This window comes from Streptomyces marispadix, assembly GCF_022524345.1.
GTDB lineage: Bacteria > Actinomycetota > Actinomycetes > Streptomycetales > Streptomycetaceae > Streptomyces > Streptomyces marispadix.
Genome location: NZ_JAKWJU010000002.1, coordinates 863,995 through 883,579 on the forward strand (window position 1 = coordinate 863,995; position 19,585 = coordinate 883,579).

At 72.3% G+C, this 19,585-nt stretch carries 20 protein-coding genes and 1 riboswitch; of the genes, 8 read left to right on the forward strand and 12 right to left on the reverse strand.

Annotated features, from left to right (window positions below):
* Nucleotides 1-41: 41 nt before the first annotated feature.
* Entirely contained in the window at nucleotides 42-1,019 is a 978-nt protein-coding gene (locus MMA15_RS03800; RefSeq protein ID WP_241057505.1) for a sterol desaturase family protein, read from the reverse strand.
* Between the two features lie 340 nt (nucleotides 1,020-1,359).
* Between MMA15_RS03800 and MMA15_RS03805 the strand changes: the two genes are divergently transcribed.
* Genes MMA15_RS03805 through MMA15_RS03815 form a run of 3 tightly spaced genes read left to right on the forward strand, consistent with a single transcriptional unit; the run spans nucleotide 1,360 to nucleotide 4,266 of the window.
* Nucleotides 1,360-2,490 carry a DEDDh family exonuclease gene (locus MMA15_RS03805; protein WP_241057506.1) on the forward strand — a complete coding sequence of 377 codons (1,131 nt, stop codon included), beginning with the start codon at nucleotides 1,360-1,362 and terminating at the stop codon, nucleotides 2,488-2,490.
* A 25-nt stretch (nucleotides 2,491-2,515) separates the two neighbouring features.
* A complete protein-coding gene (locus MMA15_RS03810; protein WP_241057508.1) occupies nucleotides 2,516-3,460 on the forward strand; it encodes an SURF1 family cytochrome oxidase biogenesis protein in 945 nt (314 codons plus the stop codon).
* Between the two features lie 44 nt (nucleotides 3,461-3,504).
* On the forward strand, nucleotides 3,505-4,266 hold the full coding sequence (locus MMA15_RS03815) for an SDR family oxidoreductase (RefSeq protein ID WP_241057509.1): 762 nt from the start codon (nucleotides 3,505-3,507) through the stop codon (nucleotides 4,264-4,266).
* Between the two features lie 160 nt (nucleotides 4,267-4,426).
* Here MMA15_RS03815 and amaP read toward each other — a convergent pair whose 3' ends face one another.
* Genes amaP through MMA15_RS03840 form a run of 5 tightly spaced genes read right to left on the reverse strand, consistent with a single transcriptional unit; the run spans nucleotide 4,427 to nucleotide 6,952 of the window.
* Entirely contained in the window at nucleotides 4,427-5,032 is a 606-nt protein-coding gene (gene amaP / locus MMA15_RS03820) for an alkaline shock response membrane anchor protein AmaP (protein ID WP_241057510.1), read from the reverse strand.
* Nucleotides 5,033-5,037: 5 nt separating this feature from the next.
* A complete protein-coding gene (locus MMA15_RS03825) occupies nucleotides 5,038-5,718 on the reverse strand; it encodes a DUF6286 domain-containing protein (protein ID WP_372498172.1) in 681 nt (226 codons plus the stop codon).
* Complete coding sequence (locus tag MMA15_RS03830) at nucleotides 5,715-6,176, reverse strand: Asp23/Gls24 family envelope stress response protein (protein WP_241057512.1); 462 nt, start codon at nucleotides 6,174-6,176, stop codon at nucleotides 5,715-5,717. Before MMA15_RS03830 ends, MMA15_RS03825 begins: the two co-directional genes overlap by 4 nt.
* A 25-nt stretch (nucleotides 6,177-6,201) precedes the next feature.
* Nucleotides 6,202-6,390 carry a hypothetical protein gene (locus MMA15_RS03835; protein WP_241057513.1) on the reverse strand — a complete coding sequence of 63 codons (189 nt, stop codon included), beginning with the start codon at nucleotides 6,388-6,390 and terminating at the stop codon, nucleotides 6,202-6,204.
* Nucleotides 6,391-6,445: 55 nt separating this feature from the next.
* Nucleotides 6,446-6,952, reverse strand: a complete 507-nt coding sequence (locus MMA15_RS03840; RefSeq protein ID WP_241057514.1) for an Asp23/Gls24 family envelope stress response protein — start codon at nucleotides 6,950-6,952, stop codon at nucleotides 6,446-6,448.
* Nucleotides 6,953-7,161: 209 nt separating this feature from the next.
* Between MMA15_RS03840 and MMA15_RS03845 the strand changes: the two genes are divergently transcribed.
* Nucleotides 7,162-8,049 carry a hypothetical protein gene (locus MMA15_RS03845; RefSeq protein WP_241057515.1) on the forward strand — a complete coding sequence of 296 codons (888 nt, stop codon included), beginning with the start codon at nucleotides 7,162-7,164 and terminating at the stop codon, nucleotides 8,047-8,049.
* Nucleotides 8,050-8,183: 134 nt separating this feature from the next.
* Here the strand turns inward: MMA15_RS03845 and MMA15_RS03850 are convergent, their stop codons facing one another.
* From MMA15_RS03850 to MMA15_RS03860, 3 genes are all read right to left on the reverse strand, one after another.
* Nucleotides 8,184-8,963, reverse strand: coding sequence for an enoyl-CoA hydratase/isomerase family protein (locus MMA15_RS03850; protein ID WP_241062968.1), 780 nt, complete (start codon nucleotides 8,961-8,963; stop codon nucleotides 8,184-8,186).
* Between the two features lie 75 nt (nucleotides 8,964-9,038).
* On the reverse strand, nucleotides 9,039-9,260 hold the full coding sequence (locus MMA15_RS03855) for a helix-turn-helix domain-containing protein (RefSeq protein WP_028435537.1): 222 nt from the start codon (nucleotides 9,258-9,260) through the stop codon (nucleotides 9,039-9,041).
* A 406-nt stretch (nucleotides 9,261-9,666) separates the two neighbouring features.
* Nucleotides 9,667-11,265, reverse strand: coding sequence for an ABC-F family ATP-binding cassette domain-containing protein (locus tag MMA15_RS03860; protein WP_241057516.1), 1,599 nt, complete (start codon nucleotides 11,263-11,265; stop codon nucleotides 9,667-9,669).
* A 211-nt stretch (nucleotides 11,266-11,476) separates the two neighbouring features.
* Here MMA15_RS03860 and MMA15_RS03865 point away from each other — a divergent pair, with 211 nt between their 5' ends.
* The gene (locus MMA15_RS03865) at nucleotides 11,477-11,878 is read left to right on the forward strand and encodes a VOC family protein (protein ID WP_241057517.1); all 402 of its coding nucleotides are present in this window, start codon (nucleotides 11,477-11,479) and stop codon (nucleotides 11,876-11,878) included.
* A gap of 140 nt (nucleotides 11,879-12,018) precedes the next feature.
* Here the strand turns inward: MMA15_RS03865 and MMA15_RS03870 are convergent, their stop codons facing one another.
* The 3 genes from MMA15_RS03870 to MMA15_RS03880 form a co-directional block, all read right to left on the reverse strand.
* The gene (locus MMA15_RS03870; protein ID WP_372498317.1) at nucleotides 12,019-13,446 is read right to left on the reverse strand and encodes a hypothetical protein; all 1,428 of its coding nucleotides are present in this window, start codon (nucleotides 13,444-13,446) and stop codon (nucleotides 12,019-12,021) included.
* A gap of 376 nt (nucleotides 13,447-13,822) precedes the next feature.
* Entirely contained in the window at nucleotides 13,823-15,127 is a 1,305-nt protein-coding gene (locus tag MMA15_RS03875) for an alpha/beta hydrolase (protein WP_241057518.1), read from the reverse strand.
* A 160-nt stretch (nucleotides 15,128-15,287) separates the two neighbouring features.
* Entirely contained in the window at nucleotides 15,288-15,932 is a 645-nt protein-coding gene (locus MMA15_RS03880; RefSeq protein ID WP_241062970.1) for a class II aldolase/adducin family protein, read from the reverse strand.
* Between the two features lie 440 nt (nucleotides 15,933-16,372).
* On the opposite strand from MMA15_RS03880, the gene MMA15_RS03885 reads away from it, so the two are divergent.
* The 3 genes from MMA15_RS03885 (at nucleotide 16,373) to MMA15_RS03895 (ending at nucleotide 19,552) form a co-directional block, all read left to right on the forward strand.
* Complete coding sequence (locus MMA15_RS03885) at nucleotides 16,373-17,671, forward strand: inorganic phosphate transporter (RefSeq protein WP_241057519.1); 1,299 nt, start codon at nucleotides 16,373-16,375, stop codon at nucleotides 17,669-17,671.
* A 39-nt stretch (nucleotides 17,672-17,710) separates the two neighbouring features.
* Entirely contained in the window at nucleotides 17,711-17,941 is a 231-nt protein-coding gene (locus MMA15_RS03890; protein ID WP_241057521.1) for a hypothetical protein, read from the forward strand.
* Between the two features lie 208 nt (nucleotides 17,942-18,149).
* Nucleotides 18,150-18,281: riboswitch (cobalamin riboswitch) on the forward strand.
* 284 nt (nucleotides 18,282-18,565) lie between these two features.
* Nucleotides 18,566-19,552, forward strand: coding sequence for a cobalamin biosynthesis protein (locus MMA15_RS03895; protein ID WP_241057522.1), 987 nt, complete (start codon nucleotides 18,566-18,568; stop codon nucleotides 19,550-19,552).
* The last annotated feature ends 33 nt before the right edge of the window (nucleotides 19,553-19,585 follow it).

The window sequence follows — 19,585 nt, forward strand, 5'->3', positions numbered from 1 at the left end:
GGCAGAGTGAACGGCGCTCGCGCCGCCCCCGGGCCTACGGGTCAGGAGGCGGCGCGGTGCACCGGGGCCTCATCCTTTGAAGGGCCGGACCGCTCGGGCGGTCCGGCCTTTCGCATGCCGGCGCCGGGACCGCCACCCGTCCCGTCTCCGGAGCCTGTCCCGGCTCCCGCGTCCGTGGCGGACCGCCCCTCGGGGGACCAGCCGGGGCCGCGGAAGACCCTTCCGGCGCGTTCGTTCCAGTTGCGCGCGGCACGCAGATCGCGTCCGATCGCGAAGTACTCGTGCGTGGCCACGCGCAGCGGGTTGTACGTGGAGATGTTCTTGGTGAGCCCGAAGACGCACGGCTCGGTCTCGGGGGTGAACGAGCCGAAGAGCCGGTCCCACACGATCAGGATGCCGCCGAAGTTCCGGTCCAGATAGCCACCTTGGGAGGCGTGGTGGACGCGGTGGTGCGAGGGCGTGTTGAAGACGAACTCGATCGGGCGCGGCAGTTTCCCGATCCGCTCGGTGTGGATCCAGAACTGGTAGACGAGGTTCGCCGACGAGCAGAACGCGAGCGCTGCCGGGTGCACCCCGAGCGCGATCATCGGCACGTAGAACGGCCACACGGTCCAGGTGGTCCACGGCTGGCGAAGCGCGGTGCTCAGGTTGAACTTCCGGCTGGAGTGGTGCACCACGTGGCAGGCCCACAGGATGCGGATCACATGGTGCCCGCGGTGCGACCAGTAGTAGAAGAAGTCCTGCGCCAGCAGCATCAGCGGCAGCGTCCACCACACGACGGGCACGCGCAGCGGCGTGAGTTCGTAGATCCCCGCGTAGATCGCCACGATCGGGATCTTCCACAAGGTGTCGAAGACGAGGCTTCCGAGCCCCATGCCGATGCTGGTGGCGGCATCCTTCGCCTCGTAACCGGCGGCGTCCTCGTCCGGATGGATGCGGTAGCTCACGATTTCGACCACCGTGAGCAGAATGAAGGCGGGTATCGACCACAGTACGACGTCGGGCAACTGAGACGGCATGTCAGCAAGGTAAGCGCCGACGGCGGCCCCCGCTAGAGGTTGTTACCGACAAGTATAAAATGAGTGCCCGTCAGCTCCGGGCCTCGATGCCTCGTCCGCAACGGTGGCGCACCCGGCGCACAGGAGTCTCCACGAGCCCCCGCGTACCCCCGCGAGGCCCGCGTCCGGACCTCGTCCGCGTCACCGCGGAGTCGACGGCGGCGTCGTCGGCCGCGTACCGGACATCCCCAACCTCCGCTGACCGCACGGGTGTTGACGGGCCGTCGGTAGTCAGGGCGTTCGCCCTCTCCGCAGCGGGCCCTTCGGGCGATGTCAGTGCCGCCCCGTATTCTCTGTGACCATGCTCGAAGACCAGACGGCATCCCCGGGCCAGGAGCCCGAGGACGGGACGGCGGCAGCTTCTCGCATCCCCGCTCGGACACCGGCCGTCGATCCGGGAGCTGAGCACCGGCGGCCGGAGAGCAGTCCGCGGGGGCCCGAGGGCTATCCCGGTGGATACGCAGTGGTCGACGTGGAGACCACGGGCCTCGCCCGCCACGACCGCATCGTCTCCGCCGCGGTCTACCGGCTGGACGCCTGGGGCGAGGTCGAGGACCACTGGTATTCGACGGTCAATCCGCAGCGCGATCCGGGCCCCACCTGGATCCACGGGCTGACGACCGAAGACCTCGCCGACGCACCGCTGTTCACGGAGATCGCCGACGATCTGGCCACCCGGCTCGACGGCCGCGTCCTCGTCGCGCACAACGCCGTCTTCGACTGGTCGATGATCGCCCGTGAGTACGCCAGGGCGCGGCGCACGCCGCCCGTGCGCCAGCGGCTGTGCACCATCGCCCTCGCCAAGCAGCTCTCGCTGCCGCTGCCCAACCACAAGCTGGAGTCCCTCGCCGCGCACTACGGCGTCTGCCAGCGCCGCGCGCACCACGCCCTCGACGACGCACGCGTGCTGGCCGAGGCGTTCCGGCCGAGCCTCCACCTCGCCGTCCAGCAGGCGGTGCGGCTGCCGCTGCACGCCTGCCGTCCGCTGACCGAATGGCCGGAGGGACCGGAGAGTCCGGGCCCGTACGGAGGGGCAGTCAACGCCGGTCCATGGGGCGGTCGTCGCTCCCGTGGTGCACCGGGCCCGTCCGTCTACGGCTACGGCTACGGCTGGCGCCGCTCCCGTAAGCGGCCTTCGTGCCCGTACCCCAACCCGGGGCGGTACGAGCCGGGCGGCAGGCTCATGCAGGGGATGCGGGTGGCCATCTCGGGAGACACCTCCATCGAGCGCGAGCTGCTGGAGGACCGGGCGACGGAGGCCGGGCTGCACATCTCGTCCCATGTCTCGCGCCTGACGAGCCTGCTGGTCACCAACGACCCGGGCTCCCTCACCTCGAAGGTCGTCAAGGCGCAGGCGTACGGCACTCCCGTGCTGGACGAGCCGACCTTCGAGCGCCTTCTGGAAGACGTGGCCCCAGCATCGGGGCGGTGACCTCCGGGGAGTACCGTCGTCTGACGTGTACCGCTTCCTGCTCTCCAGGCAGTGGGTGATCCTCACCCTCGTCGGCCTCGCCCTCATTCCCGCGATGATCGAGCTGGGCTTCTGGCAGTTGCACAGGCATGAGTCCCGGGTGGCGCACAACAAGCTGATCTCCTCCAGCCTCGCCGCCGCGCCCGTGCCCTTCGACCGGCTCAGCAGCACTCGGCGCGGCCCGTCGGAGGACGAGCGGTTCCGTACGGCGAAGGCGAAGGGCCGCTACGACACCGGGCATGAGGTCGTGGTGCGGCAGCGTACGGCCGCCGACGAGAAGTCCATCGGATACTTCGTGGTCACACCGCTGACCCAGGACGACGGCAGCACCGTCCTGGTCAACCGCGGCTGGATCGAGGCGGACGGCGATCTCACCCGCTTCCCCGACGTGCCGCCGCCACCGCGCGGCGAGGTCACCGTCACCGGCCGCGTCATGGCCGACGAGACGAGCGCGGCCAGCGGCATCAAGGACAAGAAGGGTCTGCCGCCGCGGCAGGTCATGCTGATCGACAGCAGGCAGCAGGCCAAGGCGCTCCACCGGCCCGTGCTGCGCGGCTACCTGGAACTGACCGCGACCTCGCCCGAGCCTCCGGGCAAGCATCCCCAGCGGATTCCCGAGCCGGACCACAGCAGCATCGGGCCGCACATGGCCTACGCCGTGCAGTGGTGGCTCTTCGCGGCGGCCGTTCCGGTCGGCTGGGTGGTCCTCGTACGCCGTGAACGAAGGGACCGCCTGGCGGGGGACGCGGCGGGGAACTCGGCGGATGACCAGGCCGCCCCCGGTCCCGGGACGGCGGCACCCTCCTCCCCCTCCTCCCAGCCCGCTGCCCCCGAGCCTGGGGCAGAGTCAGGGGCCGAGGCCGCGTCAGCGCCCACGTCGGCCAACGCGTCGGCGAGCACGTCGGCCGGCGGCCCCTCCCCCGCGGACTGACCCTGCCTGCGCACGCCGCACCGCCGTGAAGCACACTGTGAGCCATGGATCTCGGGCTGAAGGACCGCGTCTACGTCATCACCGGCGCCACCCGCGGGCTCGGTTTCGCCACGGCGGAAGCGCTCGTCGCCGACGGAGCCAAGGTGGTCGTCACAGGCCGTACGGATGAGGCCGCGACCGAGGCCGCCGCCCAGCTCGGTGCGGGGTCGGCCGTCGGCATCGGGGCGGACAACACCGCGCCGGAGACCGCCGAGCGCCTCATCGAGACGGCGAAGACCCGCTTCGGGCGTTTCGACGGCGTGCTGATCAGCGTCGGCGGCCCGCCCGCGGGCGTCCCGGCGGACTCGCTCTCCGACGAGCAGTGGCGTTCCGCCTTCGAGACGGTCTTCCTCGGGGCGGTACGGCTGGCGCGTACGGCGGCGGGCGAGCTGGGCGAGGGCGGCGTCATCGCGTTCGTGCTCTCCGGTTCGGTGCACGAGCCGATCCCCGGGCTCACCCTCTCCAACGGGCTGCGCCCCGGGCTGGCGGGCTTCGCCAAGACGCTCGCGAACGAGGCCGGGCCGCTGGGCATCCGCGTGCTGGGACTGCTGCCGGGGCGTATCGCCACCGAGCGGCTCCAGTACCTCGACTCGCTCTCCGGTGACGGCGACGCCGCCCGTGAGCGCAACGAGGCTACGATCCCGCTGCGGCGCTACGGGTCGCCGGAGGAGTTCGGCCGTACGGCGGCGTTCGTGCTGTCACCGGCGGCTTCGTATCTGTCGGGTGTGATGCTGCCCGTCGACGGCGGCGCCCGGCGAGGCTTCTGACCGCGCGACAGCAACTCCCGTGTTCCGGCGTCCGCTTGGGGCCGCCGGGCGGGGACCGCGCGACTGAAGCCGGACCGGACCGGGGCTGGAGCGGACTGAGCTGAACCGGATCGGGCCGAACCGGATCGGGCTGGGCAGGGCCGAGTCGAGCAGCCGCGCGTCAGACCACGCGCTCGGGGCGGTGCTTGACGGTCCGCAGCCGCACCTCCGCGGGCAGCGCCTCCAGCGAAGCGGACGACCGTGCGTTCTCCAGCGCCTCGCCGGAGACGCGTCCCAGCACCGGCCCCGGCTCCGCGTGTGCCGAGAGCAGCAGCTCCACCGAGGCACGTGGTGCGGTCCGCCGCCCCGTCAGCCGTACCGCCGCCTTGTCGACTCCCGGCAGGGATGCCGCCTCCGCCTCCAGCACATTGGCCAGCGCCCTGCCGCGCAGCAACGCGCCCTCGCCGTCGCCGCTTTCGACGAGCACCTCGCCGAGCCTGCGCCTGCGGAGCTGTGCCAGCAGCCACCACAGCAGCAGGACCACCAGCAGGCCGAGCCCGGCGAAGACGGACGGCCACCACCAGCTCTCGTCGCGCCACTTGGTCCGGTCGGTGCCGGACAGCAGCACGTCGTCCGGCCTCGCCCAAGGCCAGCCCGAGGGCATGTCGAAGTTCCAGTGGCGGGCCAGGTCGAAGCCGCCGACGAGCGCCGCGAGTCCGAGAGCGAGCAGCAGCAGGCCCGCCAGTGCCAGCAGCACCCGGTTCACGCTACGCAGGGCTCTGTCCATTCCGCTCACCGCTTCTTCGGGCGCTCTACGTGTACGGACAGGCCGGGCTGACGCGCCAGACCGAGCTGGCGGATTCCGGAGCCGAGAGCGGAGTCGAGGTCTCCGCGTACGTCGTGCAGATCGCGGAAGTGCGCCCGCGCACGCGCCCTGACCTTGCGGCGCCCCACGGCGACACGTACCGACTGCACGCCGGACACCTGCATCGCACGGTCCCGCAGCACGAGCGCGGCGGCCGTACGCTCCAACCCCGCCCGTACACCGGCCGATTGACGCATCGGCAGCAGCCCGCGGCGGCCCGGCGTCACGGCGAGCACGATCAGCCATACGCCGAGCAGCGCCACGACGCAGGCGGCGGCGAGGACCTTGGGGTCGTCCACGGGGGTGGTGGCCATCTCATCGGCGAGGGCGCGGCGCCAGCTCATCGCGGAACGTCCGGCCCGCACGGAGATCAGGTCGTAGAGCATCAGCCCCGCCGCGGCGAGCGCGAGCAGGGCGACGATTCCCGCGGGCAGGCGCCGCACGGACCAGAACCGCCCCGCGTGGCCTGTCTGCCGGGGCCCGCCGCCGGGGTCGTAGCCCGCGGCGGACGTCGTCTGTTCGAGGTCTCCGCTGCCCGCCTCCCGTGCCGTGTGCGGCTGGGGTTCCTTCTCCAGCGTGGGCAGCCGCTGGGTGCGCTCGTAGCTCACCGGACCCTCCCGGACCTCTCGCCGTCCAACTGCCTGGAGTGGAGCCGCTCCACGCCCACAGCCACGTCCGGTACGTGAACGCCGACCAATTCCTTTACCCGTGAAGCGACTTGTCGACGCACCGCAGCACACTGCGCGCCGATGTCGGAAGGGTAGCCCAGCTCCACGAGGACACGGACCCGGGCCGTCCCGTTCCGCAACTTGGCCGAGGCGCGGGGCCGGTGGTCGACCCCGGGCGGCACCCGGCGAGCGGCGGGCCACTCCCCCAGCGCCTCACGCGCGGCCTGCACCGCGACCTTGGCGACGACCCGTTCGACGACGGTGGTCGCACCGCGCTCCGAACCGCCTTCGTCACGGGCGCCTTCGTCACGGGCGCCTCCCGGGCCGGGGCCCGTACCGGCGTCCTCCGGACCGTCGCCGTCCGCTCCTTCCGGCGCCGCCTCCCTCGTCCCGGTCACCGGCCCGGCCCAGCCGTCCGCCGCGTCATCTGCGCCGGCCCTCTTCGCGCATACGGAAGAAGTCCTCCGCCCGCAGGTCACCGTCGAGGAAGCGGCCCGCGAAGAAGCCCAACCCGCCCAGCGCCGCCACCAGCAGGAAGGCACCGAACCCGCCGAAGTATCCGGCGAAGCCCAGCGCCATCCCTGCGATCAAGCCGATCACGGCCATCGTCATCGTGCGCCCCTTCGTTCAGTACACATGTCTGGCGTCAGGGTCGTGCGCCGCGCGGCTACTGCACTCTGCCGCGGCCACCGCCCGACTCCTCTCCTTCCTCCTCCTGCTCGTCGGGCAGCTTGACGTCGCTGACCGCGATGTTGACCTCGACGACCTCCAGGCCCGCCATCCGCTCCACCGCGGAGATGACGTTCTCCCGTACGGACCGCGCGAGATCGGCGATGGCGACGCCGTACTCGACCACGATCTCCAGGTCGAGCGCCGTCTGTACGTCGCCGACCTCAGCGCTCACGCCGCGCGCCGGGGACCTCCCGCCGCCGGGCACGCGGTCGCGCATCGCGCCGAACGTACGGGCCATGCCGCTGCCCAGCGCGTGAACGCCGGGAACGTCGCGGGCGGCCAGCCCCGCGATCTTCTCGACCACGCCGTCGGCGATGGTGGTGCGTCCGCGGCTGCCCGGGTCGGTCTGTGTGCGGCTGGACTCCCCCGCTCCGTCGCGTGAGGCCGTGCGCTGCCCCTGTCCGGTGGACTCGAAACGGTTGCCGGTCTTGGTCTCGGCCATGGCCTTCGCCCCTTTCCGAGAGGGAAGCGGTTCCGAATCACCGCTCTTGTGCCACATTAGGACTGCTTGTCCCGGTTCGCCTCGCGCGAGCGCGATTGGCCGAGTGAGGCCCGTTCGCGACCCGCCCCGGTGCGGGAAGGGGTTGCGTTGCCCGCCGCCCCTGCGGCGGTCACCGGGCGGATTCCGAACAGGACGGAGCGTGGCTCGCTATGGATGCCGAAGGGCTGTCACGGGCGGTACGGCAACAGCTCGGGCTCGGCCGGCTGCTGCCGCTCGGCGACGCGGCCGACGGAGCGTGGCTCGTGGAGAGCGCGGCGGTGACCGCCCTGCGGTCGGCCGTCTCCCAGGAGCTGCCGGACGTCCACATGGGCGGTCTGCGTCTCTCCCTCGCCGACCCGGAACTGGCCGAGCCCCCCGCCGTGCCGCCGCCCCCGTCGGCGCTGTGGCCGGGACGGCTGTACATCGACGCCGAGTTCGCGTCGCCTCCGCACGCGCCGCTGACGACGATGGCGGAGTTGCTGCGGGCCACCCTGCTGCGGTCCGCGGACCGGGAGTTGGGGCTGCGCGTGGACGCGGTGGATCTGCGGATCACGGACCTGCTGGAGGGCGGGAACGGGCACCGCCACGACGGGCACGGGGCCGCCCGGCACCGGCAGGGCCCGTCGGCCACGGCGGCCGGAAAAAGCGAGGGCGGCCACCGGCCGTACGGGCAGGGCACACCCCGGCCGGGCGACCGACCGGGCTCCTCGGCCGCCACTCATCCGCCCGCCCCCGCGGACGATCCTCGCGGCGCCGCCACCGCGCAGGCGGTGATCTCCGTACCGGGCGTGACGCGCCTCGCCCCCGTACTGGGGTCCACGCACGGCGGCCTCCCCGCCGACGCCGTGAGCGTCACCGCCGCGGCAGCCCGTGACGGCCATGAGGCGGGGAGGCATCTGCGGATCCAGTTGGCGGTCGCCGAGGGGACCCGGGTCCTGGACGTGGCGCGGGCGGTACGGCATGCCGCGGAGAAGGCCGCCGCCTGGGACGCGGAGGAGCCGGACGCGCCCGTGACCGTGGCCGTGCTGGTCACCGCGATCGACGCCACGGACCTCTGAACGAGGACCGCCGACGGGATCGCCGCGGACCGCTGAACGGGGATCGCCGACCAGGCCCTACGAGCCGTACACGGGAGGGCGGACGCCTGGCTTCCGGCCGCCGCCGACGGCCGAGTGGCACGCCTTGCCCGCGCCTACTCGCCCGCCCCCACCAGATCGCGAAGGCGCCGCGTCTGCGCTGCACGCTCCGCCGCACGCTGCTCGTCGTAGCTACGCCCCGACGCCCCCTGAAGCAGCGCCTTGGTCTCCACGACCGCGTCACGCGGCGCCTCCAGCAGCGCCGCCGAGAGATCGCCGACGGCACCGTCGAGCTCCGCGGCCGGGACGACGAGATTGGCGAGGCCCGTGCGCTCCGCCTCGGCCGCGTGCACGAAGCGTCCCGTGGCACAGATCTCCAACGCACGTGAGTAGCCGAGGAGTTGCACCAGGGGGTGGGTGCCCGCCAGATCGGGGACGAGACCGAGGCTGGTCTCTCTCATGGCGAACTGGACGTCGTCGGCGCACACCCGTACGTCGGCGGCGAGAGCGAGCTGGAACCCCGCGCCGATGGCATGCCCCTGCACGGCGGCGATGCTGATCAGATCCGGACGGCGCCACCAGGTGAACGCCTCCTGGAAGCCCGCGATGGTCTCGTCGACCGTCTCGTCGGAGCCACGCGCCAGATCGACGAACGACAGCTCGCCGTCGATGCCCTCCGGGGTGAACGCCTGCCTGTCCAGGCCGGCCGAGAAGGACTTGCCCTCGGCACGCAGCACTACGACGCGGACGTCGCCGGGCACGATGCGTCCGGCCTCGGTCAGCGCCCGCCAGAGTGCCGGCGACTGGACGTTGCGCTTGGCCGGGTTCGAGAGCGTGACCGTGGCCACGGCGCCGTCGACGGCGAGGCGCACGCCGTCCTTGTCCAGCAGGGTCATCGACATCCTCCGGTGGCTACTCAGCGGTTAAGTTAACCGAAGAGTAACCACCGTGAGGGATGCCTGGTAGTCCTGTCAGGCCGAGGCGGACTTCTTGCCTCGTGTCGCGCCGCCGCGGCCCCGCAGGGCCACACCGGACTCACTGAGCATCCGGTGCACGAAACCGTAGGAACGGCCTGTCTCTTCGGCCAGCGCCCGGATGCTCGCGCCGCCGTCGTACTTCTTCTTGAGGTCTGCCGCGAGCTTTTCGCGCGCGGTGCCGGTCACCCGGCTGCCCTTCTTCAGAGTCTCGGCCACCCGTGCCTCCTCATGGGAAGTGCGCTTTGTGACTCTCATGATCACCCCTCCCCCTGGTTCTGGCCACCCATTCGGCAAGGTCCGTGGAACTGCCGTGACCGGCGCACTACGGCCCGTGGCTGCTGGAATCAGCGATTCCGGTGGCCGGATTTACCCGGTCAGGGGCCGGGCATCGGCGAAATTCCAGGTCAGGGAGGGAGATCTTCGTCACGGCACCCGCATCCGGACCGTGTGCCACAGGTCCGTGATCCACGGGGGCGGCCACGCCGGGGATACGAGCCGTCCTCACTCATATGAAGGATCAAGCGTCGGCCGAATGATCCAGCAGAGATTGATCAAGGAGGGCGCGACGGAAGGGCCCATGGACAGGCGGCGGGCCGCGGCGAGGTACGCGGGGCGGAGCCGGTCAGGCAAGGGCGACGAGATCCGCGTACTCGTCGTTCCAGAGGTCCTCGACGCCGTCCGGGAGCATGATGATGCGCTCCGGCTCCAGCGCCTGGACCGCGCCCTCGTCGTGGGTGACCAGTACGACGGCGCCGGTGAACGTGTGCAGCGCGCCCAGGATCTCCTCGCGGCTGGCCGGGTCGAGGTTGTTGGTGGGCTCGTCGAGGAGCAGCACGTTGGCCGACGAGACGACGAGGGTCGCCAGCGCGAGCCGCGTCTTCTCACCGCCGGAGAGGACCCGCGCCGGCTTGTCCACGTCGTCACCGGAGAACAGGAACGAGCCCAGCGTCTTGCGGATGTCCACGAGGTCCATGTCCGGCGCGGCCGAGCGCATGTTCTCCAGGACCGTGCGGTCCGGGTCGAGGGTCTCGTGCTCCTGTGCGTAGTAGCCCAGCTTGAGGCCGTGGCCCGGTACGACCTTGCCGGTGTCCGGGTCCTCGATGCCCGCGAGCAGGCGCAGCAGCGTGGTCTTGCCCGCGCCGTTGAGGCCGAGGATGACGACGCGGGAGCCCTTGTCGATGGCGAGGTCGACGCCGGTGAAGATCTCCAGCGAGCCGTAGGACTTGGAGAGGTCCTCCGCCATCAGCGGCGTACGGCCGCAGGGCGCCGGGTCGGGGAAGCGCAGCTTGGCGACCTTGTCGGACTGCCGCTCCGCCTCCAGGCCCGACAGCAGCTTCTCCGCCCGCCGTGCCATGTTCTTGGCGGCGACGGCCTTGGTGGCCTTGGCCCGCATCTTGTCGGCCTGGGAGTTGAGGGCGGCGGCCTTCTTCTCGGCGTTGGCGCGCTCGCGCTTGCGGCGCTTCTCGTCGTCCTCGCGCTGGATGACGTACTGCTTCCAGCCCACGTTGTAGATGTCGATCGCCGAGCGGTTGGCGTCGAGGTAGAAGACCTTGTTGACGACGGTCTCGATCAGCGCCTCGTCGTGGGAGATGACGATGAGGCCGCCGCGGTAGGTCTTGAGGAAGTCCCGCAGCCAGACGACCGAGTCGGCGTCGAGGTGGTTGGTGGGCTCGTCGAGCAGGAGGGTGTCGGCGTCCGAGAAGAGGATGCGGGCCAGCTCGACGCGGCGGCGCTGACCGCCGGAGAGGGTGTGCAGGGGCTGGCCCAGCACACGGTCGGGCAGGCCGAGGCTGGCGGCGATGGTGGCCGCCTCCGCCTCCGCGGCGTAGCCGCCCTTGGTGAGGAACTCCGTCTCCAGCCGCTCGTACTTCTTCAACGCCCGCTCGCGGGTGGCTCCCTGGCCGTGCGCGATGCGGTCCTCGTTCTCCCGCATCTTGCGCATGACGGCGTCGAGGCCGCGGGCGGAGAGGATGCGGTCGCGGGCCACCACGTCGAGGTCGCCCGTGCGCGGGTCCTGCGGGAGGTAGCCGACCTCGCCGCCTCGGGTGACCGTGCCGGCGGCGGGGGCCGCCTCGCCGGCGAGGCATTTGGTGAGCGTGGTCTTGCCCGCTCCGTTGCGGCCCACGAGGCCGATGCGGTCGCCCTTGGCGACGCGGAAGGTCGCGGACTCGATCAGAATGCGGGCGCCGGCGCGCAGCTCAAGGCCGGTGGCGGTGATCACGGCGGACTACTCCAGGCAGGGTGAGGTCGTACGTACGGACGGGAGCGGGCGCGTACGTACGGCGCTAATGCGTCAGGTGAGTAGCCATGGCAGCCAGTCTAGCGGCGCACCACAACTGCTTTTCCCGGCGTTGTCAGTGGCCGCTGCCACACTGCGGGGAGGACGGAGGTGACGGACGGGGCCTCCGGGAGCCGTGAGGAGGGCGAGTGCCATGACCGACGCACCCACGCTGTATCCGACGCTGCTGTACGAGGACGCGAAGGCCGCCATCGGGCAGTTGGAGGAGGCGTTCGGCTTCAGACGCACGGCCTTCTACGAGGCGGACGACGGCACCGTGCTGCACGCCGAGGTCGCCTGTGGCAACGGCGCGGTGATGGTGGGCACCAAGGGCAGAGGGGGCGTCTTCTCCGAGGCGATGAGCGGGGCGGGCCCGGCGGGGGTCTACGTGGTGGTCTCCGACGTGGACGCGCACTGTGCACGGGCGAGACGGGCGGGGGCGGAGATCCTGATGGAGCCCACCGACCAGGACTACGGCTCGCGGGACTACATGGCGCGGGACCTGGAGGGGAACGTGTGGAGCTTCGGTACGTACGTGCCCGAGCTGAGCGGCTGAATTCCCGGCGCACGCACGGGAGTCGAGCAGGCCGCGCGGGGCAGCGCCGGGTTCCGGCGCGGGCGGACCTGCGGCGGTGCGGCGCGAGCGCGGGTGCGCTCGGCGTCGCTCGTGCGTACCGGCGACGGTCGCCGCGCGGGTCAGATGCCGCCCGTGTGGACCTGGAACGCCGCGCGGCGCACCGCCTTCGCCAGCGCGGGGTCCGGGTGTGCGGCCGCGAGGGCGACCAGCACCTGCACCGTGCGCGGGTGGCCCACGGCGCGTACCTCCTCCAGCAGCTTGGGGACGGTGCCCTGCACGGCGGTCTCCAAGTGGTCGACGAGGAGCCGCTGTTCACCGTGGTCGGCGACCGCCGCCGCGGTGTCGACCCACAGCCATGTCGCCTCCTGCCTGCTGAGCACTCCGGGGGCGCCGCCTGCCAGGTCCTCGGGGTCGGCTCCGTCGAGTTCGGCGAGCCAGAGCAGGGCGTAGGGCCGCAGGGGCGGTTCCTCGGCGGCTTCGCGCACGGCCGGTTCGGCGGGGGCGCCGACGACGCGCAGTGCCTCGAAGGCCAGTCCGCGGATGAGGGCGTCCTCGCCGCGGGCGGCTGCCAGGAGTTCGGTGATGGCTGTGCCGTTGGAGCGCGCGGCGATCCAGGCGCGGTACTCGTCGCGTGCGGGGCCGGGGGTGAGCCGTGCGCAGCCGCGCAGCATGTCCTGGGCGGACTGCTCGATGTTCCCGGCGGGGCTCTGGGCGGCGACACAGATCTGTTCCAGCTTCGTCCACACCGCCCAGTTGCCCAGGGGGGTGAGCACGGCGGAGCCCTCGCGTACGCCGGTCACGCCCTCTGCCGCTGCCGCCGCCTCCTGTACGGCTTCGGCTTCGGCGGGTGCACGCGGCGTACCGGAGGGAGCGGTCAGCGGGAGGGACCCCTCGTCCGTGCAGCGGGTGAGGGCGCCCACGGCGGCGAAGCCGTCGAGCGCCCAGTCGAGCAGGCCCGGCAGCAGCACCTGGTCGGCGTGGTCGTTGTGCTCGGCCCCCGGACCGCCCTCCGCCGCGGGGACCTCGTCGGCGGCGTCACGCTCGGCCCGTAGCTCGGCCACTCGCTGGGCGAGCAGATCGTGCAGCACGGGGAAGGTGACGGGACCGGCGGTCAGATGCATCACGGACAGCAACTGCGGTGCGGCTTCGACGACTTCGGCGACGAGGGCCGGATCGGCGGGAGTCGGCGCCGGATAGGCGAGCGACCAGGCGTCGAAGAGGGCCATCCAGCCCCGCAGCACGGCGCTGTCGTCGCGCTCCCAGGCACGCAGCCGCCAGCCGGGGCGGGCGGTGCCGCCGTGCAGCTCGATGAGACCGGCGAGGCGGGCGCGGTCCCAGTGGGTGCGTACGTGCTCGACGGGCATCCGCAGGGCGGCAGCGGCACGTTCGCGCTCGGGGCCGCTGCCGGGGAGGGCCTCGTTGCGCTCTGCCCAGCGCGCGAGTACGACGGCGTCGGCGAGCGCGGCCCGGGCCTGCCGGGCGAGCTGCTCGCGTGGCGGCAGCCCCTCGGGCGGCGGCGGAGACGGGCGCACGCGACGGGCGGTCACGGTGCGCCGGGCCGCGGCGATCGGCCGCGTGGGGACGAGGCGGAGCGGGTTGTCTCGCGGGGTACGGGACGGCGTCACAGGAGCAGTCTTCACGGTCTTCGGCACAAATCCCAAACGGGGGTGCGGAATTACCGAATCCGCTTCTTGGGGCGCGGTCGATTTCCGCACTGCGATGGGCATTTGAGGGGGCAAAGCGGGCGGGCGCGCGGGCGGCCGTGACATGCGATGGCAGCGCTTCCAACGACCTTCGCACGCGCCTCTTCGAGCGGGTTCGCGACTTTGCGGGTGCACGGGTGGCCGGGCGCGGGGTTCACATCGGCCCGGGGATCACCTCTGACGGGTTCACATCAGAGGGATGACATCGGATCAGAGTGGATCACATCAGAGGGGTCAGGAAGTGACGCACCTTCTCCTCGTACGCCTCGGGGTCGGCGTTCCACATCGCAGCGTGCGGTGCGCTGGGCACGGTGTGCAGGCTGACGAACTCCACGTTCGCGGACGCCAGTTCCCTGGAGCGCTGCCAGGAGGCGACGGTGTCGTCCGGTCCGTGCAGCAGCAGCGCCGGTACGTCGACCGCCGCGGGGTCCACGGTCTGCCGCATCCGTTCCGGTTCCGGCAGGTGTGCGCGTCCCTGGGCGGCGCGTACGGCGAGCGGCAGCAGCGCCCGCGGGGTGTGCCGGGCGGCGGCGAGCGCTCGCACGGTGGCCCACCAGTCCAGCACGGGCGAGTCGAGCACCAGTCCGGCGATCCTGCCGACGGCGGCCGGATCGCCGGGCTGCTCGCCGATGCTGCCGGTGCCGTGGGCGGCCCCGCTGCCGGCCGCGCCTGCGCTGCGGCCGCTCAGCCGCTCCGCCGCACTGAGCGCCATGGACGCCCCGCTGGACCAGCCGTGCAGCACGACCTGCCGGGCTCCGCTCTCCACGGCGTAGCGGATCGCGGCCTCCACGTCGCGCCACTCGGAGCCGCCGAGGTGGCGTACACCGTCGGGCGGTGGCGGCGCACCGGCGTCGCCGCGGTAGGCGAGCGCGAGCACCGGCAGGTCGAGCTTGGCGTAGAAGGGCAGCAGGGGCAGCGCCTGTGCGGGGGTGGCGCCGAGTCCGTGCAGTGCGACGACCCAGGTGTCGCGGGCTCCGGAGACGAACCACGCGGGCAGTGGGCCGAGTTCGCCGGGCACCTGAACCGCGGTACGGGCGGGGATGCCGTCGTCGCGGCCCGCCGGGTCGCCGGTCTCGGCGGGCGCTCCGGCCGTGGCGGCGTCCGCGGTGTACGCGAGTTCCGCCGCGTCGTCGGGGCATGTCTGCGGTGTGAGCCACAGCCTGGTGCCGGGCCTGAGTTCGCCGTGGTGCACCCGTTCGAGACGGCGTACGACGGTGTCGGGGGACGCCTTGGCGGGCTCGCCGTCCAGCACGGGCCCCACAACGGCGTGGCAGTCACGCCCCACGAGCCCGTAGACGCCGGGGAGCTGCGCGGTCAGGGATCGGGTGAGGGCGACCTCTCCGTCGCCGACGGTGTGCACGGTCAGCGGGGGCCCGCCGAATCCGGCGGGCAGCCGTGCTCGCCCGGAGGAGCTGCGGCGTACGGGCCGCAGCGCCGCGTCGGCGGCGTACCGCCCGGCGGCGACCGCGGCGGCACCGGCGAACGTCACGGAGGTGGCGGCGAGTGCCGCGGTGCGCAGACGCATTCGGCCAGTGTCGGGGACGGAAGGTCCGTGCGGCCAGTGGTGAGGTGCCGCCGGGGTGAACTCGGCCGCGCGGCCCGGCGCGTGGGCGTCCGCCCTGATATACGGGCTCCCGGCCGCGATGTGCTCGCCCGCCGCCCCCGCGGGCCTCGGCGCCGTGGGCTCACTCAGGTGTGGGCCGCTGCCCGTACCCCTTCAACTTCTCCTGTACGCGGGCGAGTTCGCCGTCCGGGATCAGCGAGGGGGTGCGCCCCGGCACCGAGTGGGCGGCGAGCCAGACGCGGCACATCCACTCCAACTGGGCGGTGCGCTCGTACGCCTGGCGGAGATCGTCCCCGTAGGCGATCGTGCCGTGGTTCTGGAGGAGGCAGGCGCTGCGGCCTTCGAGGGCGGTGAGCATGTGTGCCGCGAGTTCGTCGCTGCCGTAGGTGGCGTAGGGCGCGACGCGCACGGGGCCGCCGAGCGCGGCCGTCATGTAGTGGATGGCGGGGAGTTCGCCCACGAGGGCGGAGACCGCGGTGGCGTGCACGGCGTGCGTGTGGACGACCGCCCGGGCGCCGGTGTGCCGGTAGACCGCGAGATGCATGGGGAGTTCGCTCGTCGGCGTCAGGCTGCCCGCGGTGCGGCGGCCTTCGAGGTCGACCGCGCACAGGTCGCCGTCGCCGAGGCGCTCGTAGGGGACGCCGCTCGGTGTCACCAGTACGGTGTCCGCGACCCTCGCGGAGACGTTGCCCGAGGTGCCGACGACCAGTCCCTCGGCGGTCGTTCGCCGGGCGGTGGCGGCCAACTCCCGCCATGCGCACAGCAGTTCGTCCGGGTCGGCCGCCGGGGTCGTCGTCGGCTCCGGCTCCGGCTTCCGCTGATCCAACCGTTCCACCTGTCCTGTCCACCAGTTCCGTAGTTGCGGTCCTGTACTTCCGCTCCCGTAGTTCCGCTTGTGTAGTTCCCTACAGCCCGCGGCTGGTTCCGGGCATCCCGCGGCTTCGGACGTCACGCCCGTTCAGGCCGGGCCTCCGGCTCGCCCGCGAGATTCCGTTCGCATCGGCGGAAGATGCCCCGTGCACCTTCGCGAGCTGCGGCGCAGGACCGTCCGAGAGGGCGGAGATGCAGGTGCGACGGGTGTGTGACACCGCTCACAACAGGCGTCCGGGAGCGACACTCACAGGCCCGCCGCAGTTCATCTGCCGTTCACCCACCGTCCCTACGTTCATCTGGACATCAAACTTCGAGCGGATTGTGCCTGGGTGAATGGAACACATCACGCTTCTCATCGGGATCGTGATCGTCACGGCCTTGGTGTTCGACTTTACGAACGGCTTCCACGACACGGCCAACGCCATGGCCACCACCATCTCCACCGGGGCACTCAAGCCCAAGACAGCGGTGGCGATGTCGGCGGTCCTCAACCTCGTCGGGGCTTTCCTCTCCATCGAGGTCGCAAAGACCATCTCCTCCGGAATCATCGACGAAAGCTCCGGCATCCGGCCTGAAGTGATCTTCGCAGGGCTGGTCGGAGCGATCATCTGGAACCTGCTGACCTGGCTCGCCGGGCTCCCCTCCAGCTCCTCGCACGCGCTGATGGGCGGCCTGCTCGGTGCGACCGTGGCGTCCGCCGGAATCGGTGCCGTCAACGGCGGCACCGTCGTGATGAAGGTGCTCATCCCCGCCGTCGCCGCACCGCTGGTCGCGGGTCTCGCCGCGCTCTTCGCTACGCGGCTGACCTACCGGGCGGCGGGCAAGGCCGACGAGCAGCAGACCGCCAAGGGCTACCGGACGGGGCAGATCACCTCCGCCGCGCTGGTCTCCCTGGCACACGGCACGAACGACGCACAGAAGACCATGGGCGTCATCACTCTCGCCCTGATCACCGGCGGTGTGATCGCCCCGCAGGCGGACCCGCCGACCTGGGTGATCGTCTCGGCCGGACTGGCCATCGCCCTCGGCACGTACCTGGGCGGCTGGCGGATCATCCGCACCATGGGCAACGGCATCACCGACATCAAGCCCCCGCAGGGATTCGCCGCGCAGACCTCCGCCGCGGTGACCATCCTCGCCTCCTCCCACATCGGCTTCTCGCTGTCCACGACTCACGTCTGCTCCGGCGCGGTCATGGGCTCCGGGCTGGGCCGTAAGGGCGGAATCGTGCGCTGGTCGACCGCGGCCCGCATGGTGGCGGGCTGGGGGCTGACGCTCCCGGCGGCGGGGATCGTCGCCGCGGGCGCGGCTCTGCTGGCACAGCAGGGCGACTGGGGCGTCAGCACCGTCGCAGTGCTCGCGGTGGCGGTCGGCGCGGGCATCTGGCTGCTCTCGCGCCGTCAGCCCGTCGACCACACCAACGTCAACGACGCGACGCTGCCCGGGTCTTCGGAGCCGGAGCCCGCCGGAGTCGTCACCGCCGCGCTCCGTACGGTCGCACCGCCGCCCGCTGCGGCAGCGGTGCACGCCAAGGCGGCTTCGGCTGCCGAGGCCGGGGACGGAAATACGCAGGGCGCCCCCGAGGGGGTCCCGGAGGGCGTACCCGCGGCGGCGCAGCACGCCGACGCATAGCCGAAACGCAATCCGACACCGGAACGACAGGGAAACGCTATGGACATCGACTGGGCAGCGCTGGGACAGGTATTCGGCGTCAGCCTCGTGGCCTCGGTCGCCCTGGTGGGCGTGTTCACGCTCGGCATCGTGGGCTCCTCCACGGGCAGGGCGGAGGGCTCGCAGACCGGCGGCGGTACGACCGTGCTCGCGCGGACCGGCGCATACACGTGCTTCGCGCTGTGCGCGGCGGCCGTGGCCTACGGGATCTACATCATCACCGCTCCCTGAACCGGGTGGCGCCGGCGGGCGCTTGAGGTCGTCCGCCGGTGTTCCCGCGAGGGATTCTGAAGGGGTACGGAGGGGCGCTCCGTGCCCCTTCGCCATGTTCCGGCGCGGCCTGCCGTGTGTCTGCTCACACTCTCCCGTCGCAGGTCAGCGGCGAGTTGACGGCCCTGTCGGTACGTGGTGGACTGCCGATTGCCCAACGGCGGCAGGAGAGGAAGCCGGTGCGAATCCGGCGCGGTCCCGCCACTGTCACCGGGGAGCGCACCCCCAACCGAAGGTCACGGCCCGTTAGTTCGAGGGCTGGAAGGCCGGGGGTCGCAGCGATCCGGGAGCCAGGAGACTCTCGTCGCCGGCACGTCGAACCAGGGCGAGGACCCTGAGTGAGGACTCCGTCATGCGTGGCTTGCCAGCCTCTCCCACACCTGTGTCCGCGCGCCTTCACTTCGGGGCGCGGGTGACCGGCGGTCCCCAAGTCCCTTACGGCGTACACCGATCGACGGACTGCCAGGCCCCTGTGCGGCGGATTCCGGTCCGCCGGGTGCCCCTCCGCCTGGCTCCGCACCCCGCCGGGCGGCGGCACGCCTCCGCCCGCGTACTCCTTCGAGGCACCACGACGGCTCGCTGACGATGCGGGCCGATCGAGCCTACGTATGCGCCGCTGCCCTCGGTCACCTCGGTGATCTGCTCTTCGGCGATCCCCGGCGCGGGCATCCGGTGGCCGTCTTCGGCAAGGCCGCCGGGGCCGCCGAGCGCGTCATGTGGCGGGACGGCAGGGCGGCGGGCGCCGCTCATACGGTGCTGTGCGCCGGTGGCGCGGTCGCCGCCGTGACGGCGCTCGGGCGCACGGTCCGCGCCGTGGCAGGTGCGGGCGGCGCCACGCTCTTCGACGCCGCGGTGACCTGGACCGTGCTGGGCGGCACCGGCCTGCGGGAGGAGGCCCTGGCGGTGGCCTCGGCGCTGGAGGCGGACGATCTGGCGGGCGCACGGCGGCTGTTGCCGCATCTGTGCGGACGCGACCCGCAGTCGCTGGACGCGGACGCCGTCGCACGCGCCGTCGTCGAGTCGGTCGCGGAGAACACCTCGGACGCCGTCGTCGGCGCGCTGGTGTGGGGCGCCCTCGCGGGTGCTCCCGGGATGGCCGCCTTCCGCGCGGTCAACACGCTCGACGCGATGTTTGGTCATCGCTCGCCGCGTTTTCTGCGCTTCGGATGGGCAGCCGCCCGGCTGGACGACGTAGCGGGGTGGCCCGGTGCGCGTCTGACGGCGGTGCTCGCCGCGCTGGCGGGGCCCTCTCCTCGGGGGGCGCTGCGGGCGTGGCGCGGGGACGCCGGTGACCATCCCAGCCCCAACGCGGGTCCCGTGGAGGCCGCGTTCGCGGGCGCGCTGGGAGTGCGGCTGGGCGGCACCCTCAGCTACGGGGGACGCGTCGAGCGCAGGCCGGTGCTCAACCCGGGCGGGCGCGCGGTGCATACGCGGGACATCGCCGAGGCGGTGCGGCTTTCGCGGCGTGTGGGCGTACTGGCGCTGGTGATCACCTCGGCGGCCGGGGCGCTGCGGCTGCGGCGATTCCGGCCTCGGGCGGAGCGAGCGGCGGGGGAAGGGGGACGGGCGTGAGTGAGGCCGTAGAGCGCGGAGGCGGGGAGCCGG